Source organism: Nocardioides panacisoli (assembly GCF_019448235.1).
Lineage (GTDB): Bacteria > Actinomycetota > Actinomycetes > Propionibacteriales > Nocardioidaceae > Nocardioides > Nocardioides panacisoli_A.
In genome coordinates, this window is record NZ_CP080409.1 from 1,651,594 (window position 1) to 1,672,210 (window position 20,617).

The 20,617-nt window shown below is 71.4% G+C and carries 18 protein-coding genes and 1 tRNA gene; 5 read left to right on the forward strand and 14 right to left on the reverse strand.

Annotated elements, in window-relative coordinates; translation table 11 throughout:
• Window positions 1–116: 116 nt before the first annotated feature.
• The 5 genes from thrB to argS are packed head-to-tail and all read right to left on the reverse strand — an operon-like array spanning window position 117 to window position 6,462.
• A complete protein-coding gene (gene thrB, locus KUV85_RS08100; RefSeq protein WP_219962701.1) occupies window positions 117–1,013 on the reverse strand; it encodes a homoserine kinase in 897 nt (298 codons plus the stop codon).
• Window positions 1,010–2,092 (reverse strand): threonine synthase, encoded by a 1,083-nt coding sequence (gene thrC / locus KUV85_RS08105; protein ID WP_219962702.1) that lies wholly within the window; start codon window positions 2,090–2,092, stop codon window positions 1,010–1,012. The genes thrB and thrC overlap by 4 nt, the downstream gene beginning before the upstream one ends.
• A complete protein-coding gene (locus KUV85_RS08110; protein ID WP_219962703.1) occupies window positions 2,089–3,381 on the reverse strand; it encodes a homoserine dehydrogenase in 1,293 nt (430 codons plus the stop codon). Before KUV85_RS08110 ends, thrC begins: the two co-directional genes overlap by 4 nt.
• On the reverse strand, window positions 3,378–4,784 hold the full coding sequence (gene lysA, locus KUV85_RS08115; protein WP_219962704.1) for a diaminopimelate decarboxylase: 1,407 nt from the start codon (window positions 4,782–4,784) through the stop codon (window positions 3,378–3,380). The genes KUV85_RS08110 and lysA overlap by 4 nt, the downstream gene beginning before the upstream one ends.
• A gap of 4 nt (window positions 4,785–4,788) precedes the next feature.
• Window positions 4,789–6,462 carry an arginine--tRNA ligase gene (argS, locus tag KUV85_RS08120; protein ID WP_219962705.1) on the reverse strand — a complete coding sequence of 558 codons (1,674 nt, stop codon included), beginning with the start codon at window positions 6,460–6,462 and terminating at the stop codon, window positions 4,789–4,791.
• Window positions 6,463–6,546: 84 nt separating this feature from the next.
• On the opposite strand from argS, the gene KUV85_RS08125 reads away from it, so the two are divergent.
• Window positions 6,547–6,619, forward strand: a tRNA-Arg gene (locus KUV85_RS08125).
• A gap of 418 nt (window positions 6,620–7,037) precedes the next feature.
• Here the strand turns inward: KUV85_RS08125 and KUV85_RS08130 are convergent.
• The 4 genes from KUV85_RS08130 to ddaH are packed head-to-tail and all read right to left on the reverse strand — an operon-like array spanning window position 7,038 to window position 10,815.
• Window positions 7,038–7,904 (reverse strand): ATP-grasp domain-containing protein, encoded by an 867-nt coding sequence (locus tag KUV85_RS08130; protein WP_219962706.1) that lies wholly within the window; start codon window positions 7,902–7,904, stop codon window positions 7,038–7,040.
• A gap of 17 nt (window positions 7,905–7,921) precedes the next feature.
• Entirely contained in the window at window positions 7,922–8,674 is a 753-nt protein-coding gene (locus KUV85_RS08135; protein ID WP_219962707.1) for a SurA N-terminal domain-containing protein, read from the reverse strand.
• Window positions 8,675–8,713: 39 nt separating this feature from the next.
• Window positions 8,714–9,925 carry a YibE/F family protein gene (locus KUV85_RS08140; RefSeq protein ID WP_219962708.1) on the reverse strand — a complete coding sequence of 404 codons (1,212 nt, stop codon included), beginning with the start codon at window positions 9,923–9,925 and terminating at the stop codon, window positions 8,714–8,716.
• A 47-nt stretch (window positions 9,926–9,972) separates the two neighbouring features.
• The gene (ddaH, locus tag KUV85_RS08145) at window positions 9,973–10,815 is read right to left on the reverse strand and encodes a dimethylargininase (protein ID WP_219962709.1); all 843 of its coding nucleotides are present in this window, start codon (window positions 10,813–10,815) and stop codon (window positions 9,973–9,975) included.
• Between the two features lie 133 nt (window positions 10,816–10,948).
• Between ddaH and KUV85_RS08150 the strand changes: the two genes are divergently transcribed.
• Window positions 10,949–11,395, forward strand: a complete 447-nt coding sequence (locus tag KUV85_RS08150) for an Lrp/AsnC family transcriptional regulator (protein WP_219962710.1) — start codon at window positions 10,949–10,951, stop codon at window positions 11,393–11,395.
• Here the strand turns inward: KUV85_RS08150 and KUV85_RS08155 are convergent, their stop codons facing one another.
• On the reverse strand, window positions 11,396–11,704 hold the full coding sequence (locus KUV85_RS08155; RefSeq protein ID WP_219962711.1) for an AzlD domain-containing protein: 309 nt from the start codon (window positions 11,702–11,704) through the stop codon (window positions 11,396–11,398).
• Window positions 11,701–12,420 carry an AzlC family ABC transporter permease gene (locus tag KUV85_RS08160; protein WP_219962712.1) on the reverse strand — a complete coding sequence of 240 codons (720 nt, stop codon included), beginning with the start codon at window positions 12,418–12,420 and terminating at the stop codon, window positions 11,701–11,703. The genes KUV85_RS08155 and KUV85_RS08160 overlap by 4 nt, the downstream gene beginning before the upstream one ends.
• Window positions 12,421–12,521: 101 nt before the next feature.
• Between KUV85_RS08160 and KUV85_RS08165 the strand changes: the two genes are divergently transcribed.
• Complete coding sequence (locus tag KUV85_RS08165; protein ID WP_219962713.1) at window positions 12,522–13,694, forward strand: MFS transporter; 1,173 nt, start codon at window positions 12,522–12,524, stop codon at window positions 13,692–13,694.
• A gap of 25 nt (window positions 13,695–13,719) precedes the next feature.
• Here KUV85_RS08165 and KUV85_RS08170 read toward each other — a convergent pair whose 3' ends face one another.
• Both KUV85_RS08170 and KUV85_RS08175 read right to left on the reverse strand, forming a co-directional pair.
• Window positions 13,720–14,625, reverse strand: coding sequence for an LCP family protein (locus KUV85_RS08170; RefSeq protein WP_219962714.1), 906 nt, complete (start codon window positions 14,623–14,625; stop codon window positions 13,720–13,722).
• Window positions 14,625–15,212, reverse strand: a complete 588-nt coding sequence (locus tag KUV85_RS08175) for a hypothetical protein (protein ID WP_219962715.1) — start codon at window positions 15,210–15,212, stop codon at window positions 14,625–14,627. Before KUV85_RS08175 ends, KUV85_RS08170 begins: the two co-directional genes overlap by 1 nt.
• A 190-nt stretch (window positions 15,213–15,402) precedes the next feature.
• Between KUV85_RS08175 and KUV85_RS08180 the strand changes: the two genes are divergently transcribed.
• Together KUV85_RS08180 and KUV85_RS08185 are read left to right on the forward strand one after the other, a co-directional pair.
• On the forward strand, window positions 15,403–19,230 hold the full coding sequence (locus tag KUV85_RS08180; RefSeq protein ID WP_219962716.1) for a multifunctional oxoglutarate decarboxylase/oxoglutarate dehydrogenase thiamine pyrophosphate-binding subunit/dihydrolipoyllysine-residue succinyltransferase subunit: 3,828 nt from the start codon (window positions 15,403–15,405) through the stop codon (window positions 19,228–19,230).
• Between the two features lie 18 nt (window positions 19,231–19,248).
• On the forward strand, window positions 19,249–19,425 hold the full coding sequence (locus tag KUV85_RS08185; RefSeq protein ID WP_219962717.1) for a DUF6104 family protein: 177 nt from the start codon (window positions 19,249–19,251) through the stop codon (window positions 19,423–19,425).
• 15 nt (window positions 19,426–19,440) lie between these two features.
• Here the strand turns inward: KUV85_RS08185 and KUV85_RS08190 are convergent, their stop codons facing one another.
• Window positions 19,441–20,499 (reverse strand): zinc-dependent dehydrogenase, encoded by a 1,059-nt coding sequence (locus KUV85_RS08190; RefSeq protein WP_219962718.1) that lies wholly within the window; start codon window positions 20,497–20,499, stop codon window positions 19,441–19,443.
• Between the last annotated feature and the right edge of the window lie 118 nt (window positions 20,500–20,617).

Genomic DNA, 20,617 nt, shown 5'->3' on the forward strand with positions numbered 1-20,617 from the left:
ACGCGAGGCCCGCAACGGGCGAGGAAGGAGGATGTGCTCCGGAGCGCGGCCCCGTGAGCATGCGCCGAAATGGCGGCGTGTCGCCAATGTAACACCCGCGGTCTCCACGTCCGCCATCACCACGGCAGCGGGCCGTGCGTGTCGACACCGAGCCGGTGGGCCGTCCACCCCACGGGGCACCGGTCGAGCACCCCGTCGGTGGTGTCGGTGAAGACCAGGACCGTCGGCCCCGCACCCGAGACGATGGCCGGATGACCGTCGCCGCGCAGTTGCTCGACCAGGTCCAGGCTCGCCGGCATCGCCGGTCGCCGGTACGGCTGGTGCAACAGGTCGCGCGTCGCGCGCAGCAGCTGGTCGGGCCGGCCCGCGAGCGCGGCCACGAGCAGCGCCGTACGGCCGGCGTTGGCGGCGGCGTCGGCGTGCGGGACCGCGTCGGGGAGCAGGCCCCGGGCGGCCTCGGTGGAGACCGGCTCGGGCGGGACGAACACGGCGGCGCCGATGCGTGGATCGACGTCGGAGGCGACGGCATAGCTGGCGCCGTCCTCGTCCTGGCCGGAGATGACGAAGCCGCCGAAGAGGGCCGGCGCGACGTTGTCGGGGTGTCCCTCGAGGCCGGTGGCCAGGTCCAGCAGCGCGTCGTCGTCGAGCAGCAGGCGCCCACCGGCCACCAGGTCACGCGCCAGCCACAGCCCGCCCACGATCGCTGCCGAGGACGACCCGAGGCCGCGGGCGTGCGGGATCACGTTGCGACAGTGCAGGCGCAGCCCCGGTGGCTCCACGGCGAGCCGGGCGAAGGCGGCCCGCATCGCGCGCACGACCAGGTGCTCCTCCCCCAGCGGCACCTCGCCCTGGCCGACACCCTCGACCGTCACGGCGAGGCCGTCGGGGACGACCTCGGCCTCCAACCGGTCCCGCAGGCCCAGGGCGAGGCCGAGGGAGTCGAACCCGGGACCGAGGTTGGCCGACGTCGCGGCCACGCTCGTGCGGACCGGCCCCTGGACGAACGACGTCACGTCAGGCCCGCCGCAGCCGCCGCCGCGGCGACCTCGGCGTCGATGACCTCGTCCACCACGGTGTCGCCCACCTCGTCGTGGAAGGACAGCGCGGTGTCGGTGTCCTTGAGCCCGTGGCCGGTGACGGTGACGACGACGGTGCGGCCCGCGAAGGACTCGCCACGTTGCACGGCGGCCAGCAGGCCGGCCACGCCCGCCGCGCTGGCCGGCTCCACGAAGACGCCGGTGCGGGCCAGCTCGCGCTGGGCGCTGAGGATCGCGTGGTCGCTCAGCGCGGCGAAGCCACCGCCGGACTCGGCCGCCGCCGCCTCGGCCAGCTTCCACGAGGCGGGGTTGCCGACCCGGATCGCCGTCGCCACGGTCTCCGGCTCCGGGAAGGGCTCACCGGTGACCAGCGGGCTGGCGCCCTCGGCCTGGAAGCCCCGCATCGCCGGGCTCCTGCTCGCGCGTCCCAGCGCGGCGTACTCGGTGTAGCCCATCCAGTACGCCGAGATGTTGCCGGCGTTGCCGACCGGCAGGAAGTGGAGGTCGGGTGCGTCGCCGAGGAAGTCCACGACCTCGAACGCGGCCGTCTTCTGGCCCTGGAGCCGGACCGGGTTCACCGAGTTCACCAGGGCCACCGGGTGCTGGTCGGCCAGGCCGCGTGCGAGGCCCAGGCAGTCGTCGAAGTTGCCGCGCACCATGATCACGCGGCCGCCGTGCATGATCGCCTGCGCCATCTTGCCGGCGGCGATCTTGCCCTCGGGCACCAGCACGATGGGCTTCAGCCCGGCCTTGGCGGCGTACGCCGACATCGACGCCGAGGTGTTGCCGGTGGAGGCACACACGACCGCCTCCGCGCCCTGGTGCCGGGCCACCGAGATCGCGCACGTCATGCCGCGGTCCTTGAAGGAGCCGGTCGGGTTGTCCCCCTCGACCTTGAGCCAGACCTCCGCACCGGTCTCGTCGGAGAGCCACTCGGAGTGGACCAACGGCGTGCCACCCTCGCGCAGCGTGACGGCGGGCGTGTCCGCGGGGATCTCGAGCAGGTCGCGGTACTCCTCGATGACGCCGCGCCACTGGTGGGTCGTCGGGCTCATTCCATCTCCCCTTCCACCCGCATCACCGAGGTGACGTCGCGCACGATGTCCATGCCCTTGAGCTCCCGCACCGTGGCGGAGAGCTGGGCATCGGTGGCCTCGTGGGAGACGACCACCAGCTCGGCCTCCTCACCGCGGCCCTGCTGCCGGACGGTCTGGATGGAGACGTCGTGGGTGGCGAAGGCGTTGGCCACCGCGGCCAGCACGCCCGCACGGTCGTCGACGCCGATGTTGACGTGGTAGCGGGTGCGGGCCTCCCCGATCGGGAGCACGCGGCGGGCGGCGTAGGTCGACTCCCCCATGCCCTTGGTGTCGAGCTGGCGGTTGCGCGCCACGGTGACCAGGTCGCCGAGCACGGCACTCGCCGTCGGCGACCCGCCCGCGCCCGGGCCGTAGAACATCAGCTGGCCCGCGGCGTCGGACTCCACGAAGACGGCGTTGAAGGCCTCGCGGACGCTCGCCAGCGGGTGCGACCGCGGGATCATCGCGGGGTGCACGCGCACCGAGACCGCGTCATCGTGCAGCTCGGCGATGGCCAGCAGCTTGACCACGCAGCCCATCGCCTGCGCGGAGCGGGCGTCGGCCGCGGTGATCTCACTGATGCCCTCGCGGTAGACGTCCGCCGCCGTGACCCGGGTGTGGAAGGCGAGGCTGGCCAGGATCGCCGCCTTCGCCGCCGCGTCGAATCCCTCGACGTCGGCCGTCGGGTCCGCCTCGGCGTAGCCCAGCTCCTGGGCCTCGGTGAGGGTCTCCTCGTAGCCGGCGCCCACCGAGTCCATCTTGTCCAGCACGTAGTTGGTGGTGCCGTTGACGATCCCCAGCACCCGCGTGACGCGGTCGCCGGCCAACGACTCCCGCAACGGCCGCACGATCGGGATGGCGCCCGCGGCGGCGGCCTCGTAGTAGAGGTCGCGGCCGGCGTCCTCGGCGGCCTGGAACAGCTCGGGTCCGTGCTCGGCGATCAGTGCCTTGTTGGCGCTGACGACGCTCGCGCCGTGGCGCAGGGCCGACAGGATCAGGGTGCGCGCCGGTTCGAACCCGCCGATGAGCTCGACGACCACGTCGACGTCCTCGCGGGACACCAGTCCCTCGGCATCGGTGGTGAGCAGGTCGGCGGGCACGTCGATCTCGCGGTCGCCCTCGAGGCGGCGTACGGCGACCCCGGCCAGCTCGACAGGGGCGCCGATGCGGGCGGCGAGGTCGTCGGCCTGCTCCCCGAGCAGGCGCACCACCTGGGAGCCGACCGAGCCACAGCCCAGCACGGCCACCTTCAGCGGCTTGTCACTCACGCGTGCGCTCCCATGTCCGTCGCCAACAGGTCGTCCACAGTCTCCCGCCGGAGGACGACGCGCGCTGCGCCGTCCCGCACCGCGATCACCGGTGGGCGGAGGGCGTGGTTGTAGTTGGAGGCCATCGAGCGGCAGTAGGCGCCGGTGCCCGGCACCGCCACGAGGTCTCCGGGGGCGACGTCGGCGGGCACGAACTCGTCGCGCACCACGATGTCGCCGGCCTCGCAGTGCTTGCCCACGACACGGCCCAGGACGGGCGGCGCCTCGGAGGTGCGGCCGGCCAGGGTGCAGGAGTAGTCGGCGTCGTAGAGCGCCGTGCGGACGTTGTCGCTCATGCCGCCGTCGACGCTGACGTAGGTGCGCACCGCCCCGGCGTCGAGCGTGACCGGCTTGACCGTGCCCACGGTGTAGACGGTGCACATCGACGGGCCCACCACGGCCCGTCCGGGCTCGATGGACAGGCGCGGCCGTTCGATGCCCAGCGCAGCGCACTCGCCGGTGACGATCTGCTGCATCCCCGCCGCGAGGTCGGCCGGGTCGGCCGGGTCGTCCTGCGTGGTGTAGGCGATGCCGAAGCCGCCACCGAGGTCCAGCTCGGGTGCGGTGACCCCGAGCTCCTCGGCCACCTGGGCGTGGAGGCGCAGGACGCGTCGGGCCGCGACCTCGAAGCCGGAGGTGTCGAAGATCTGGCTGCCGATGTGGGAGTGCAGGCCGAGGAACTCCACGCGCGGGGCCGCGACGAGGCGGCGTACGGCCTCGAGCGCATCGCCGGAGGTGATGGAGAAGCCGAACTTCTGGTCCTCGTGCGCCGTGGCGATGTACTCGTGGGTGTGGGCCTCGACGCCGGCGGTGACCCGCACCATGACGCGGGCAGTGGTCCCGGTCTCCTCGGTGATCGCGACCAGCCGCTCGACCTCGTCGAAGGAGTCGACGACGATCCGGCCCACGCCCTCGGCCACTGCCCGCCGCAACTCGACGTGGGCCTTGTTGTTGCCGTGGTAGCCGATGCGCTCGGCCGGGAACCCGGCACGCAGGGCGACGGTCAGCTCGCCGTCGGAGCAGACGTCGAGGCAGAGGCCCTCCTCGGCCACCCACTGGGCGACCGTGGTGCACAGGAAGGCCTTGCCCGCGTAGTAGACGTCCCAGCCCGCCTCGTCGAACGCGTCCCGGAAGGCGCGCGCACGGTGGCGGAAGTCCTCCTCGTCCAGTACGTACGCCGGGGTGTTGTGCTCGGCGACCAGGTCCGCGACCGCCACGCCACCGATGACCAGGTCGCCGTCGACCTTGCGGGCGGTGCGGGACCACAGCTGGGGCACCAGCGCGTTGACGTCGGTGGGGCGATCCAGCCACGACGGGCCGCGCAGTGCGCCGGGCGCGTGGGCCCAGCCTGCTTCGTGGGTCATGTGCTCACATCCGTTCCGGGGCGGTGACGCCCAGCAGGTCCAGGCCGCCGGCGAGCACCGTCTGGATCGCCGCGACCAGCAGCAGGCGCGCCTCGTTGGTGGGCGTCACCGGCTCGTCGCCCTGGGGCAGCATGCGGCACTCCTTGGTGTCGTACCACTTGTTGAACACCGAGGCGGTGTCCTCCAGGTAGCGGGCGATGCGGTGCGGCTCGCGCAGCTCCGCCGCACTGGCGACCACGCGCGGGAACTCGGCCAGCGCCCGCAGCAGCTGCCCGTCGCGCTCGTGACTGAGCAGGGAGGGGTCGAAGGCGTCGCCCTCGGGGAGCGTCATGCCGAGGTCGCTCGCGTTCTCCCGCATCCGGCAGGTGCGCGCGTGGGCGTACTGCACGTAGTAGACCGGGTTGTCGTTGGAGGCCTTGGTGATCTCGGCGACGTCGAGGGTCAGCGGGCTGTCCGCGGGATAGCGCGCCAGGGAGTAGCGCAGGGCGTCCACCCCGATCTCCTCGGCGAGCTCGTGGAGCGTCACGATCGTGCCGGCGCGCTTGGAGAGCTTCAGCTCCGCGCCGTCCCGCAGGATCTTGACCAGCTGGCCGATCATCACGTTGAGCGTCTGGTCCGGGTCGTCGCCCACGCAGGCGGCCATCGCCCGCAGCCTGCCGACGTAGCCGTGGTGGTCGGCGCCGAGCAGGTAGATGCAGTGGTCGAACCCGCGGCGCCGCTTGTCCAGGTAGTAGGCGGTGTCGGAGGCGAAGTAGGTCAGTTCGCCGTCGGACTTGATCAGCACCCGGTCCTTGTCGTCGCCGAAGTCGGTGGTGCGCATCCACAGCGCGCCGTCCTCGTCGTAGACGTGGCCGAGCTCCTTGAGGTGGGCCAGGGTGTCGGGCACCGAGCCGGACTCGTGCAGCGACAGTTCGGAGAACCACACGTCGAAGTGGGTGTGGAAGCCCGCGAGCTGGTCCTGCTGCTCGCGCAGCTGCAGGGCGTAGGCCTGCTCGCGCACCGCGACCCGGCGCTCGTCCTCGGGCAGGTCGAAGATGCCCGGTGACGCCTCGGCCACCGCCGCGGCGAGGTCCTCGATGTAGCCGCCCGCGTAGCCGTTCTCCGGGGTGGGCTGCCCCGTCGCGGCCGCGATCACGGAGTCGGCGAAGTGGTTCATCTGCACGCCGCGGTCGTTGATGTAGAACTCGCGCGTCACCTCGGCGCCGGCGGCGGCGAGCACCCGGCCGATCGCGTCCCCGAGCACGGCCCACCGGGTGTGCCCCAGGTGGAGGGGGCCGGTGGGGTTGGCGGAGATGAACTCCACGTTGATGTGCTGGCCGGCCAGCGTCTCGGTGCGGCCGTACGCCGCACCGGCCGCCACGATGTCGGCCGCGACCTTGCCCTGGGCGTCGGCCTCGACGGTGATGTTGACGAAGCCGGGTCCAGCCACCTCGACGTCGCTGATGCCCGCCGCCTGCTGGAGCTCGGCGGCGAGCAGCTCACCGATGGCACGGGGGTTGGCGCCGGCGGACTTGGCCAGCTGCATCGCGATGTTGGTGGCGTAGTCGCCGTGGCCCTGCTGCCGCGGTCGCTCCACCCTGACCTCGCCCGGAACGCCGTCGGACAGGGCCAATTCACCACGGTCGACGAGCGCGGTGAGGCAGTCGACGATGGTGGCGGAGAGTTGCTGCGGAGTCACCGGTCAAGCCTATCGACCGGTGCTGGTTTCCCCGCAGCCGATGTCGACCGGTAGTGTTCGCGACTGCGCCGGTCGCCGGCGCATGCCTCCGTAGCTCAGGGGATAGAGCACTGGTTTCCGGTACCAGGAGTCGCAGGTTCGAATCCTGCCGGAGGCGCCCACCCCCTCTTTCCGTCGTCGACTGCGACGGGTCCCGACACGGTTCGACCGACAGGGGCACCCGACCCTGGACGCTCCGGGGGTCTCGACACGGCTCGCTGGCGCTCGCCGGCTCGACCACCAAGGCCACTCACTCGGGGGCCGACACGGCTCGACCACCGACCTCACTCGACGGTCCCGACCACGCTTCGCCGGCTCGACCACCAAGGCCACTCACTCGGGGGCCGACACGGCTCGACCACCAAGGCCACTCACTCGGGGGCCGACACGGCTCGACCACCGAGCTCACTCGAGGGTCCGACCACGCTCCGCCGGCTCGACCAGCAGAGCCGCTCGATCCTCGGGCGGCAATGACTTGGTGGTCGAGCCGGTGTCGCGAGGGACGAGCGGCACCGTGTCGAGACCTCCGCAGCCGCTCAGCCCGAGCGGCCCAGCCGCCTCGCGAGCGCGTCGGCGAAGGGACCGGCGTTCTCCGGCATGACGTCGAGGTAGAGGCCGGGCTCGGTGAGCTCGACCTCGCTCACGACCCAGGCGTCGCGCCACCACAACAGGTCGACGCGCGCATAGACCAGGTCGACCCCGAGCAGCCGGGAGACGGTCGCGCACGCGTCGAGTGCGGGGGTGGTCGCCGCCTCGGTGAGGGCCACGGGGGTCGAGGTGCCGCCGTAGGTCTCGTGAACCCGGATCTCCCCCGACGCGGGCCGTTTGGCGACCTGCGCGACCGGTGCGCCATCGATGACGAAGACCGACGCCTCGCCCGCCTCGGCGACGCTCGGCACGAAGGGCTGCACGACCCACGGTCCCGCACCGCCGACACGGTCCACGCCACGCGGGTCGTCGACCAGGACCACTCCCCGACCACCGGCGCCGACGGCCGGCTTCACCACCCAGGAGCCCTCGCGAGCCACCAGGTCCCGCACCTCCGCGGTGGTGGTCGCGACCTCGGTGGGCACGATCGGCACCCCGGCGGCGCCGAGCTCGGCGAGGTAGCCCTTGTGGGTGTTCCAGCCGAAGACCGTCGGGCCGTGCACCACCTGCGACCCGACGCGGGCCGACCACGCCAGGAACTCCTCGACCCGCTCGGCGTAGTCCCAGGTGGACCGGACCGCGACCAGGTCGGCCGCGGTCCAGTCCACCGCAGGATCGTCCCAGCGCACCCACCGGGACGCGATGCCCCGGTCGGCCAACGCTGCCTCGAGCGCCGCGGCCCCCGGCTCGCCGTCGGGCAGCCGCTCGCAGGTGGCGAGCAGCACGGTCGGCGACGGGTCACGGAGCGCGCTCACGGCGCCATCTCACACCATCAGACGTTGACCGAGATCTCCGCGTCCTTGCGGAGGTCCTTCAGCAGCGTCTGGGCGACGCCGTTGAGCTTCTCGCTCTTGACCTGCTCCTCCAGCTGCGAACGGGACTTCTGGAAGGACGGCGCCTTCTGGCCGGTCTGCTTGCTCTGCGACTTGAGCTGGTCGTAGGCCTTGCGGAGCTCGGCGTCGGTGATCTTCACCCCGCCCGACTCCTTCTCCAGCAGCTGGTCGAGCTTGACCTGCACCGCGACCTGGGACAGGACCTCGTCCTCGGACATGCCCTGCTCCTTCAGCGCGGAGATGAACTCGTCCGCCGAGCCCATCTGGTTGCTCTTGGCCAGGTCGGCGAGGGTCCGGTCGACCTGCTTCTCACTGGCCTCGATGCCACGCTCGGCGGCCGCCTGCTCCAGCAGCTCGGTGTTGACCAGCTGGTCGGCGACCTGCTTCTTGAGCTCGTCCTGGTCCGGCTGCTGCCCGGTCATCTGCGACTGGGCGGCCATCTGCTGGAACTGCTGCTCGTACGCCGGCACGAACTCGTCCTTGCTGATCTCCTCGCCGTTGACCTCGGCCACGACGTCGGGAACGCCGTCGAGGTCCGGCTCTGCGGCGGCCTCGCCGCCGGCGCCCTCCTCCGCGGAGGAGGACGACTCCTGCGAGGTCGCCTCGGAACCTGCCCCGTCGTCGGACGAGCAGGCCGCCAGGAACACCGTGGGCGCGACCAGGGCGGCCGCGAGCACCTTCTTCACACGCACTGCGAGAACTCCCTCTCCGTTGGTGGCGTCCGGACGAACCTACGGACCCGGGGCAAGGGAACCGTCGTCCCGGCGAGGGGCGCCGCGACGTGCCGTGGCGGCACCCAGGGCGGTGGTGAGCGGCACGGCGGCGACCAGGCCGATGGTCGCCACCGCGCTGCGGACGATCTCCTGGGCGATGATCTGGTCGGTCACCACGTCACCGAAGGACTGGTTGCCGGCGATGATGAGGATCATCAGCGGCAGCGACGAGCCGGCGTAGGCGAGGATGATGGTGTTGATCACCGACGCGATGTGGGAGCGCCCCACCCGGGCGCCGGCGCGGTAGAGGTCGCCGAAGCGGTAGGTGGGGTTCGCACGAGCCAGCTCGGTGACGGTCGCCGACTGGGTGACGGTCACGTCGTCGAGGACGCCCAGGGACCCGATGACGATGCCGGCGAGCAGGAGGCCCTGCAGGTTCACGCTGTGGATCTCGCCGACGAAGGTGGAGGCGTCGTCGGCGAAGCCGGTCAGGTGCATCGCCTCGACGGCGACCAGCGCCAACACGCCGGTCAGGGCGAGGCTGCCCAACGTGCCGAGCACCGCGACGGTCGTCGACCACGCGAGGCCGTGGGTCAGGTAGAGCACCGTGAGCATGATCGCCGCCGACCCGATGATGGCCACCAGCAGTGGCGGCGAGCCGTCGAGGATGGCCGGCACCACGAAGTAGAGCAGCACGAAGAAGGTCACCGCGAGGCCGGCAAGCGCGCTGACACCCCGCCAGCGACCGAAGGCGACCACCGCGAGCACGAACGCGATGCCCAGCAGCCACAGCTGGCTGTCGCGCTGGTGGTCGACGATGGCGTACGTCGCCCCGTCGGGCGTCTCGGACTCCAGCAGCACCACCTGGTCGCCCTCGACGATCTCGGCCGCGCCGGGGCCGTTGGGCAGTGGGACGTCGTACTCGGTGCCCTCGCGCTGCCCCTCGGTCACGCGCACCGTGGCGGTCCCGCACCCGTTGACCTGGTCGGCCGGCGACTGCGCCTCGGGAACCTCGGGCTCCTCCGGGCAGGGCTCCTGCTCGATGGCGGTCACCTCGGCGTCGTACTGCGCCCCGGCCCCCTCGGGCGTGGGGGCCTCCTCGACCGGCGGCGGCCAGAGCCACACCAGCCCCGCCAGCGTGACCAACGCCAACGGCGCGATCACCGCGATCGCGATGCGCCGCATCGGGTGGTCGTCGGTCTCGGCGTGCCGAGCGTGGTGGCTGCCCATGGCAGCAGATTGTCCCCTGTCGCCCTCACCTCAGGGGCGAGCGGGCCTCAGTGCAGCTCCAGGGTGCAGCACTTCACGCTGCCGCCGGCCTTGAGCAGCTCGGAGAGCTCGATGCCGACGGGCTCGAAGCCACGCACCCGGAGGGCGTCGTGGAGGCCGGTCGCGGCGGCGCTGAGGAACACGTGGTGGCCATCAGAGACCGCGTTCAGGCCGAGCACCGCGGCGTCCTCGTCGGTGGCGATGATCGCGTCGGGGAAGAGACGGCGCAGCAGCGTGCGGCTGGCCGGCGTGAAGGCCGGTGGGTAGTACGCGACGGTCTCCGCGTCGAGGACGGCCAGCGCGGTGTCGAGGTGGTAGAAGCGCGGGTCGACGAGCTCGAGGGTGACCACCGGGACCCCGAAGAAGCGCTCCACCTCACGGTGTGCGGCCACCGAGGTGCGGAAGCCGGTGCCGGCGAGCATGATCTCGCCGACCTGGAGGAAGTCGCCCTGGCCCTCGTTGTCGTCGGTGGAGCGCGTGACGTCGCGGTGCGCCTGCTCGAACCAGGCCTGGTAGGCGTCGCCCTCGGGCTGGCGCTCGGGGTGCACGAACCGCGCAGCCATGGCGCGCTCCCCGATGGCGATGCCGCCGTTGGCCGCGAACACCATGTCGGGCAGCCCCGGCTCCGGGGCGAGGGTCTCGACCGTGTGGCCGTGGGCGACGTACGCCGCCCGGAGGGCCTCCCACTGGCCGATCGCCCGGGCGCGGTCCACCGGGGTGCTGGTGTCCATCCACGGGTTGATGGCGTAGCTGACCTCGAAGTGGTCGGGCCGGCACATCAGGTACCGACGCGGCGTCGCCCGGCCCTCCGGCTCGGGAACAGCAGTCAGTGGCGCGGTGGTCGCGGTCATGGGCACCTCCCGGGTCGGAGCACGGTCAGGGCGACACTACGTTGCGCAGAACGTCGCAACGAGGGACTTTCGTTGCAGATTCGGCATACTTGGTGTCGATTCGTTGATCGGTGACGCAAGGATCGGAGGCACCATGGACGAGGTCGACCGCGACATCCTCGGCCACCTGCTGCGCGACGGGCGCGCCAGCTTCGCCGAGATCGGCAGCGGCGTGGGCCTCTCGGCCCCGGCCGTCAAGCGCCGTGTCGACCGCATGCGGGCCAGCGGCGAGATCGCGGGCTTCACCGCCGTCGTCGACCCCGCCGCCCTGGGGTGGTCCACCGAGGCCTACGTGGAGGTGTACTACCGCGGCAACGTCTCGCCCGCCGAGCTGCGCCGGAGCCTGGAGACCATCCCGCAGGTGGTCGGCGTGTGGACCGTCTCCGGCGACGCGGACGCGCTGGTGCACGTCATGGCGCGCAACATGGCCGACGTCGAGGCCTGCGTGGAGCAGGTCCGGCAGAACATGCGGGTCGACCGCACCCGGAGCTCGATCGTGATGACCCGGCTCTTCGAGCGCCCCCGCGGCACCGCCGGGTAGTCAGAACCAGAGACCGGTCACCCAGAAGACGCCCATGCCCGCTGCGACGACGGCCAGCAGGTTTCGGAACCGCCACGCCACCGCCGCGCCCACGGCGAGGGCGGCTGCCTCCGGTACGCCGACGGCCAGGCTCCCCGACCCGTCCAGGAGCAACGTGGCGACCAGCGCCGCCAACGTGGCGGGCCCGACGTACTCCAGGGCCTGCTCGACGCGCGGCGGCAGGGTCCGGTCGGCGAAGGCGACGATGAAGACGGCGCGACTGGCATAGGTGCCGAGTCCGGTGAGCACGATGGCGAGGGCGACGGTCATCGGCGCGACCTCCGTTCGGCGAGGTACCCGGCACCGAACCCGGCCGCGACACCCGCGACGGCGCCGACGAGCAGGCCCGACTGGCTCGGCAGGCCGGCACTGAGCCAGGTGACGAGCACCGCCACCGTCGCCGCGACCAGCTTCGGCGCACGGTCGATCGCCATCACCACGATGCCGGTGAACATCACCGGGATCGCGAACTTCAGCTGCCACTCCTCGGGCACGACCGGCCCGATGAGCAGGCCCAGCGCCACGGCGGTGAACCAGAACACCGCGAACGCGGCGCCCATCGCCAGGTAGTAGGTCCGGAAGGTGCGCGGGTCGTCGCCCCGGCGCAGGGTCGCCAGCGCGAACACCTGGTCGATGAGCAGGTAGGGCGCGAACCAGCGGAACCAGCGCGGCTGGCCGCGGAAGTACCGCGCGAGGGCGGCGGAGTACATCAGGTGGCGGGCGTTGACCACCAGGGCCGCGCCGACTGCCGCCACCCAGAACGCGCCGCCGCCGAGGAGCGTGATCAGCGTCAGCTGGGCAGCGCCCGCGAACACGACGGGGGCGGTGGTCCACCCGAGGAGATTGCCGAGCCCGGACTCGGTGATGGCGAGCCCGACCACCAGGGCGAACGGCACCGCGGGGATGATCAGGGGAACGGCGTCGAGCAGGGCGCGACGAACGATCGGGGCCCGGTCGCCCGACACCACCGACTCGGGCTCACTCACGGCGCTCAGCCTAGGACCGGGCGCCGACAGCGCCCCAATCGTTGACACCCCCGATCTGCGGCGACAGGAACATCGGCGGCCGCCCGCCCGTTGGGCTCGTCGTGACGCGCGCGACCGAGGGCTCCGTGGCGCCCGGCGGGATCGCCGGGCGCGACTTCCGGCTGCTGCTCGCCGCGACGCTGGCGACCTTCGCCAACTACGCCCCGCTGCTCTCGGTCGGCGCTCTCTGGGCCGACGCCGGTGGCGCCGGCTCGGCGGGCGCCGGCTCGCTCACCGCGGTCATGATGGCCGGCACGGTCGCCGCCCAGCTCAGCATGGGCGTGCTGCTGCGGCTGCTGTCGCTCCGCTCGATGTTCGTCCTGGGTGCCCTGCTGCTGGGCGTCCCGACGCTGGCCTACCTGCCCTCCCAGGAGCTGTGGTGGCTGCTCGCGGTCTCCGCGGTGCGCGGCGTCGGCTTCGGCATGGTCGTGGTCGCCGGCAGCGCACTGGTGGCGGTGCTCGTCCCGCCGGCCGAACGCGGCCGGGCCGCGGGACAGTACGGCGTGGCCGTCGGGCTCCCCGCCGTCCTGCTGCTCCCGCTCGGCGTGTGGTTGGTGGAGCAGGTCGGGTTCGCGCCGATCTTCTGGACCGCTGCGCTGCTCGCGGTCGCGGCGGTCCCCCTGCTCCGCGGCATGACCGACGACCGACTGCTGGTCGCCTCCCCCACCACGCCGACCGATGCCCTCGCCTCCGGCCGTCGCTGGACGCCCCTGCTGGCCCCGTGGGTGCTGCTGCTGGCCGTCGCGTGCGCCTACGGCGGCGTGGTGACCTTCGTGCCGCTGACCCTGCCGTCCTCGGACGTGGCGTCGGTCGTGCTCTTCGTCGCGTCGGCGGCGATGATCACCGGACGCTGGGCGGCCGGCGTCCTCAGCGACCGCACGGGAGCGACCACCCTGCTGCTGATGACGGGCATCGCGACCGCGGCGCTCGGCATGGCCGGCCTCGGCGTCGCCCTGGACCTGGACAGCGGCGCGGCGCTCCTCGCCGTCCCGGCCGCTGCGGCGTACGGCGTCGGGTTCGGGGCGATCCAGAACGAGACGCTGGTGCTGATGTTCCAGCGGGCCGGCCCCGGGGCGCACGGACGCGCCAGCACGGTGTGGAACCTCGCCTACGACGCGGGCAGCGGGTTCGGTGCCTACGCGATCGGCGTGCTCGCCCTGCCGCTGGACATGGGCGGCGCCTTCCTCGTGGCCGCCCTGGCCATCGTGCTGGTGCTGCCCGCCGTACGCCGCTGAGCGCCGTCCGCGGGAGCGCGCCCGGTCAGCAGTTCTTGATGACGCCCGTGGTGCGGGCCTGGTCGCCCCAACTGCGGGCCTTGCTGGTCGAGGGGAACACGACCGAGGCGCCGCCGACGTTGCCGATGCTGCCGGGCAGGACGCAGTTGGTGATCTTGCCGGCGTCGACCTGGGTGCCGGCCTGCGCGAGCTTGAACAGCTCGACGGGACCGAGGTCGGTGTGCAGGTGCTGCATCACCGAGGTCACGCCCCGCTCGACGAAGCCCGGCTGGGCGGCGCGCTCGAGGACCCGCTCGTGGATGCCCCGCAGCACGCGCTGCTGGTTGGCGGACCGGTCGAAGTCACCGCCCGGCAGCGACTTGCGGATGCGGCCGAACGCGGTGGCGCCGTGGCCGTTGACCCGGACCGAGCCCTGCTTGAAGCCCTGGGGCCACAGGTCGGAGTCGGAGAAGTAGCGCGGGTTCTGGACGCGGATGCCGCCGATGGAGTTGACCATCTCGCGCAGCCCCTGGAAACGGGTCACGAAGACGTAGTCCGGCTGCACCCCGATCAGGTTGCCCACGGTCTCGCCGAGCAGCTGCGGGCCCCCGAAGAAGAGCGCCGCGTTGACCCGGCTCGAGCCGCGACCGGGGATCGGGACCCAACTGTCACGCGGGATGCCGATCGCGGTGGCCGCGCCGGTGCGGGTGTTGATGCCGATCATCTGCAGGGCGTCCCCGCGGGTGCGCAGCATGTCCTGGCCCTGACGGGCGTCGGACCCCACCGCGAGCACCCAGACCACGTTCGGGTGCACGTCGACCCCGTCGGTCTGCTGGAACTTCACCAGGGCCGCCTGGGTCGGGGCCACCGAACTGTTGGGCACCACGACCGCCGCCAGGGCCAGGACCAGGCCGAGCACCACGGTCCGCACCGGGTTGCGCCAGCGCGTCATCACTTGCCCTTCCCCTTCACGTTGCGCGTCATGTCGAACCCGAAGACCTTCCACTGCTTCCCCTTCGGCGTCAGCATCAGGCGACCGCTGATGCGGTCCTTGCGCTCCACGTCGCCGTCGAGCTGGACCACCAGGACCACACGCGCCGTGGCGCCGGCGGGCTTGCCGCCCGGCGCGAGGACGTCGACGGTGACCTTGCGCTTCTTCACCGTGACCTGCTCGACGCGGTCACCGACGGCCGCGTTGCTCATCACCTTGGGCTGCTTGCGCGCCAGCGCCGCCGCACCCTGCGTGAAGCCGGGGAATGCCTTGCCGAAGTCCGAGCGCGGGTAGTCGCCGGCGACGTACGCCGCGTCGAGCCACTCGTCGACCGTGGCCGTGGCGTCCTGGAGGAACTGGCGACGCTGCTTCTTGCCGAGCCTGCCCGCCACGGTGCCCACCGATGCCGAGGTCTCGACCGGCGCCTGGGTCGTCGACGAGCCGGCGCCGCCGCCACCCGACTCCGGGGTCTCCTCGTCGCCGGTGCACCCCACGAGCACCGTCGAGGCGAGCAACAGGCCCGCTGCTCCGGCCATGATCCTGCGCACCGATCGTCCTCCCTGTTCCTGCCCGGACGGCCCCCGGGAACGGCCCCCAGAGTGTCACGCTGCGCACACTGTGCCCCAAAGGATGGGTGGCAGGCGGCATTTCATCCGTGGTGGGTCTAGCCTTGTCCCCGGACGCCCGTGGACGCGGGCGAGGTCGAACCCGGAGCCAGCGGAAGAGGCGAAGCGAGTCGTGGCGCAGTCGTCAGACAAGCAGTCCAACAACACAGTCGACTTCGGAGCCAACGAGTGGCTCGTCGAGGAGATGAAGGAACGGTTCGACGCCGATCCCGACAGCGTGGATCCGGCGTGGGCCGAGTACTTCCGCGGCGAGGGCGCCAGTCCGGCCGAGGCACGCCACAGCAACGGCCGCGGCGGCGAGGCCCGCTCGCCGCAGCCGGCCGGAGCGACCGCCTCGTCCGGCTCGCAGGGCTCGGCATCGGCGTCGACGGCGAAGTCCGCGAAGGCGTCCGGCAAGGACGGGTCCACCACGAAGTCCGCGAAGGCCACCACCTCGGAGAAGCCGGCCACGTCCGAGAAGTCCGGCACGTCGAGCAAGTCGGACACGTCGAGCAAGTCCGACGAGGCCAAGAAGGGCGACAAGGGTCGGAAGGGCGAGAAGGGCGGCAAGCCGACCCCGAAGGAGTCGCCCCGCCCCGAGCCGACCGAGGCCACCGACGAGCCGACCTACACCACGCTGCGCGGCATCGCCGCGGCGACCGCGAAGAACATGGACGTCTCGCTGACGGTGCCGACCGCGACGTCCGTGCGCGACATCCCGGTGAAGCTGCTGTGGGACAACCGCATCGTCATCAACAGCCACCTCAAGCGCGCCCGCGGCGGCAAGGTCTCCTTCACCCACATCATCGGCTACGCGCTCGTGCGCGCCCTGACCTCGATGCCGGAGATGAACAACTCCTTCGGCGAGGTCGACGGCAAGCCCACGATGGTGAGCCCGGCCCACATCAACCTCGGCCTGGCGATCGACCAGCAGAAGCCCGACGGCACCCGCCAGCTCGTGGCGCCCTCGATCAAGGGCTGCGAGACCATGGACTTCGCGGCCTTCTGGACGGCGTACGAGGACATGATCCGCAAGGCCAAGGACAACAAGCTGACGATGGAGGACTACGGCGGCACGACCGTCAGCCTCACCAACGTCGGCGGCCTGGGGACGGTCCACTCCGTCCCGCGGCTGATGAAGGGCCAGGCGGCCATCATCGGCGTCGGTGCGATGAACTACCCCGCCGCCTGGCAGGGGGCGTCGGAGGACGCGATCGCCCGCAACGGCATCAGCAAGGTCATGACGATGACCTCCACCTACGACCACCGCGTCATCCAGGGTGCGCAGTCCGGTGAGTTCCTCAAGCGGGTCCACGAGCTGCTGCTGGGCGAGAACGGCTTCTACGACGACATCTTCCGCGCCCTGCGGATCCCGTACGAGCCGATCCGCTGGTCCGCCGACATCGCGACCTCCCACGACGACGAGATCAGCAAGCAGGCCCGCATCCTGGAGCTGATCCACGCCTACCGCGTGCGCGGCCACATGATGGCCGACACCGACCCGCTGGAGTACCAGCAGCGCAGCCACCCCGACCTGCGGATCGAGTCGCACGGGCTGACGCTGTGGGACCTGGACCGCGAGTTCGCGACCGGCTCGTTCGGCGGCGAGGGTCGCCGCTTCATGAAGCTGCGCCACATCCTGGGGATCCTGCGCGACTCCTACTGCCGCACCACCGGCATCGAGTACATGCACATCATGGATCCCGAGCAGCGCCGCTGGATCCAGGAGCGCGTCGAGCAGCCGCACACCAAGCCGCCCCGCGAGGAGCAGCTGCGGATCCTGCTCAAGCTCAACCAGGCCGAGGCGTTCGAGACCTTCCTGCAGACCAAGTTCGTCGGCCAGAAGCGCTTCAGCCTCGAGGGCGGCGAGACCACCGTCCCGGTCATCGACGAGATCTGCGAGGCCTCCGCGGAGTCCGGCCTCGACGAGGTCACCATCGGCATGGCCCACCGGGGCCGCCTCAACGTGCTCGCGAACATCGTGGGGAAGAACTACTCCCAGATCTTCCGCGAGTTCGAGGGCAACATCGACCCCCGCACCGTGCAGGGCTCGGGCGACGTGAAGTACCACCTCGGCGCCGAGGGCGAGTTCGTCGCGGACCGCGGCGACAAGGTCAAGGTCTCGGTGGCCGCCAACCCGTCCCACCTCGAGGCCGTCGACCCGGTCCTGGAGGGCATCTCCCGCGCCAAGCAGGACGTGCTCGACCGGGGCGAGGAGTTCCCGGTGCTGCCGCTGCTGGTGCACGGTGACGCCGCGTTCGCCGGGCAGGGAGTCGTGGCAGAGACGCTCAACCTCTCGCAGCTGCGGGGCTACCGCACCGGCGGCACGATCCACCTCGTGGTCAACAACCAGGTCGGCTTCACCACCGCGCCGGCCGCGTCGCGGTCCTCGCTGTACTGCACCGACGTGGCCCGGATGGTGCAGGCGCCGATCTTCCACGTCAACGGCGACGACCCCGAGGCCTGCATCCGCGTGGCTCGGCTGGCCTTCGAGTACCGCCAGGCGTTCAACAAGGACGTCGTGATCGACCTGGTCTGCTACCGGCGCCGCGGCCACAACGAGGGCGACGACCCGTCGTACACGCAGCCGCTGATGTATGACCTGATCGAGCAGAAGCGCTCGGTGCGCAAGCTCTACACCGAGTCGCTCATCGGTCGCGGTGACATCACCGTGGAGGAGGCCGAGCAGGTCGTCAAGGACTACCAGGAGAAGCTCGAGCGGGTCTTCACCGAGGTCCGCGAGGCGACCAGCCAGCCCGACGAGTGGACGACCGTCCCCGACTACCCCGACAAGCCGGCGGCGGAGACCAACACCGCGGTCTCGTTCGAGACGCTGAAGCAGATCGCCGACGCCTACGTGACGCCGCCGGAGGGCTTCACCGTCCACCCGAAGGTGATGCCGCAGCTGCAGCGCCGCGCCTCGGCCATCACCGAGGGTCCGGTCGACTGGGGCACCGGCGAGATCCTCGCCTTCGGCGCGCTGCTGCTCGACGGTCGTCCGGTGCGGCTGTCCGGCCAGGACTCGCGTCGTGGCACGTTCGTCCAGCGGTTCGCGACGATCATCGACCGCAACAACGCCGACGAGTGGACGCCGCTGAGCGGTCTCAGTGAGGAGCAGGCGAAGTTCCACATCTACGACAGCCTGCTCTCGGAGTTCGCCGCCCTCGGTTTCGAGTACGGCTACTCCGTCGCTCGTCCGGACGCGCTCGTGGCGTGGGAGGCCCAGTTCGGCGACTTCGTCAACGGCGCCCAGACCATCATCGACGAGTTCATCACCGCCGGTGAGAGCAAGTGGCAGCAGCAGTCCGGCGTGGTCCTGCTCCTCCCCCACGGCTACGAGGGCCAGGGCGCGGACCACTCCTCGGCGCGCATCGAGCGGTTCCTCACCATGGCCGCCGACGAGGCCTTCGTGGTGGCCCAGCCGTCGAGCCCGGCGTCCCACTTCCACCTGCTGCGCAAGCACTCGCTGGGCGGCGAGCACAAGCCGCTCATCGTCTTCACGCCGAAGTCGATGCTGCGCCGCAAGGAGGCGGCCTCCCCCGTCAGCGCGTTCACCGAGGGCACCTTCCAGCCCTTCCTCGGCGACGCCGAGGCCGACCCCGACAAGGTCGAGACGCTGCTGCTGTGCTCGGGCCGCGTCACCTGGGACCTGATGGCCGAGCGCGGCAACCGCGACAACGCCGAGAGCTACGCGATCGGCCGGATCGAGCAGCTCTACCCGACCCCGGCCGACCAGATCGCCAGCGAGATCGCGAAGTACCCGAACCTCAAGCACGTGCGCTGGGTGCAGGACGAGCCGCTCAACATGGGGCCGGCGCCCCACCTGCGGCTCAACCTGTGGCCGGCGATCGACGCCGAGGTCGAGCAGATCACGCGCGTCGCATCCTCCTCCCCCGCCGTCGGCACCGCCAAGCGGCACCTGGAGGAGCAGAAGGACCTGGTCGCGCGCGCGTTCGACTGAGCGAGGGGCAGGTCAGCGATGTACTTCACCGATCGCGGCATCGAGGAGCTCCAGCAACGCCGGGGAGACGAGGAGGTCTCCCTGGCGTGGCTGGGCGACCAGCTGCAGGCATTCGTCGACGTCCACCCCGAGTTCGAGACGCCGATCGAGCGGTTCGCGACCTGGCTCGCACGCCTGGACGACCCCGACGACTGAGGGTCGCCGCCCTCCTCAGGGCTCGACGGTGACCTTGATGGCCTCGCCGTTCTTGACCACGTCGAAGGCGTCGAGCACCTTCTCCAGCGGGACGTGGCGGGTGATGAGGTCCTTGACCGGCACCTGCCCCGTCCCGATGTACTCCAGTGCGCGCTTGTTGTGCGCGGGGGCCGACCCGTTGGCACCGTGGATGTGCAGCTGCCGGTAGTGCACGACGTTGGAGTCGCAGGTGATCGTCGGGTCGGTCTTGGGCAGCCCGCCGAAGAAGGAGATCCGGCCGTTGCGGGCCGCCATCGCGATCGCCTGCTCCTGGGTGAGGTTGGCCGAGGTGGCGGTGATGACCACGTCGGCGCCGCGCCCGTCGGTCAGCTCCATGACCCGCTCGACCACGTCGACCTCGGCGGCGTTGATCGTCTCGTCCGGCGACACCGCGTCGGCCGACATGGCCAACCGCTCGGCGTTGACGTCGACCAGGTAGACCGGGCCCACGTCGTACACGCCGCGAGCGATGCGGATGTGCAGGCACCCGATGGGGCCGGCACCGAAGACCACGACGCTGTCGCCGGGCTCGATCCCGAGCAGCTCCTGGGCGTTGATGGCACAGGCCAACGGCTCGGCCGCCGAGGCCTCGTCGAACCCGACGTTGTCGGGGATCTGGTTGAGGCCGTCGACCTTGAGGACCTCGCGCGGCACGACCATGTACTCCGCGAACCCGCCGTCGTACTGGTAGCCGACCGAGGTCTGGTTCTGGCACACCGCCATCCAGCCCTTGCGGCACTCGTGGCACTCCCCGCACGGGACGGCGGCGATGACCTGGGCCCGGTCACCGACCTGCCAGTCGGTGCCGTGGGTGGCGTTGACGTCGGCCCCGACCTCGACGACCTCGCCGGCGATCTCGTGGCCGGTGATCCGCGGCGGGGTGAGGTTCTGGTGGCCGTTGTGCTGGATCTTCACGTCCGTGCCGCACGTGGAGCAGTTGCGCACCCGGAGCTTGACCTCGCCCGGACCGCACTGGGGCTCCGGCACGTCCTCGAGCCGGAGGTCGCCGGGGGCGTAGAAGCGGAGTGCCTTCATCTCAGGGGTCCTTTCAGCGGGACGGATCACGAGGTCGGTGTGACGTCGCCCACTGACCGTAGCAGCGAATCGGGCACAAAACCACACAAAGACGTGCCCATTTTTGCCCACTCTCTTG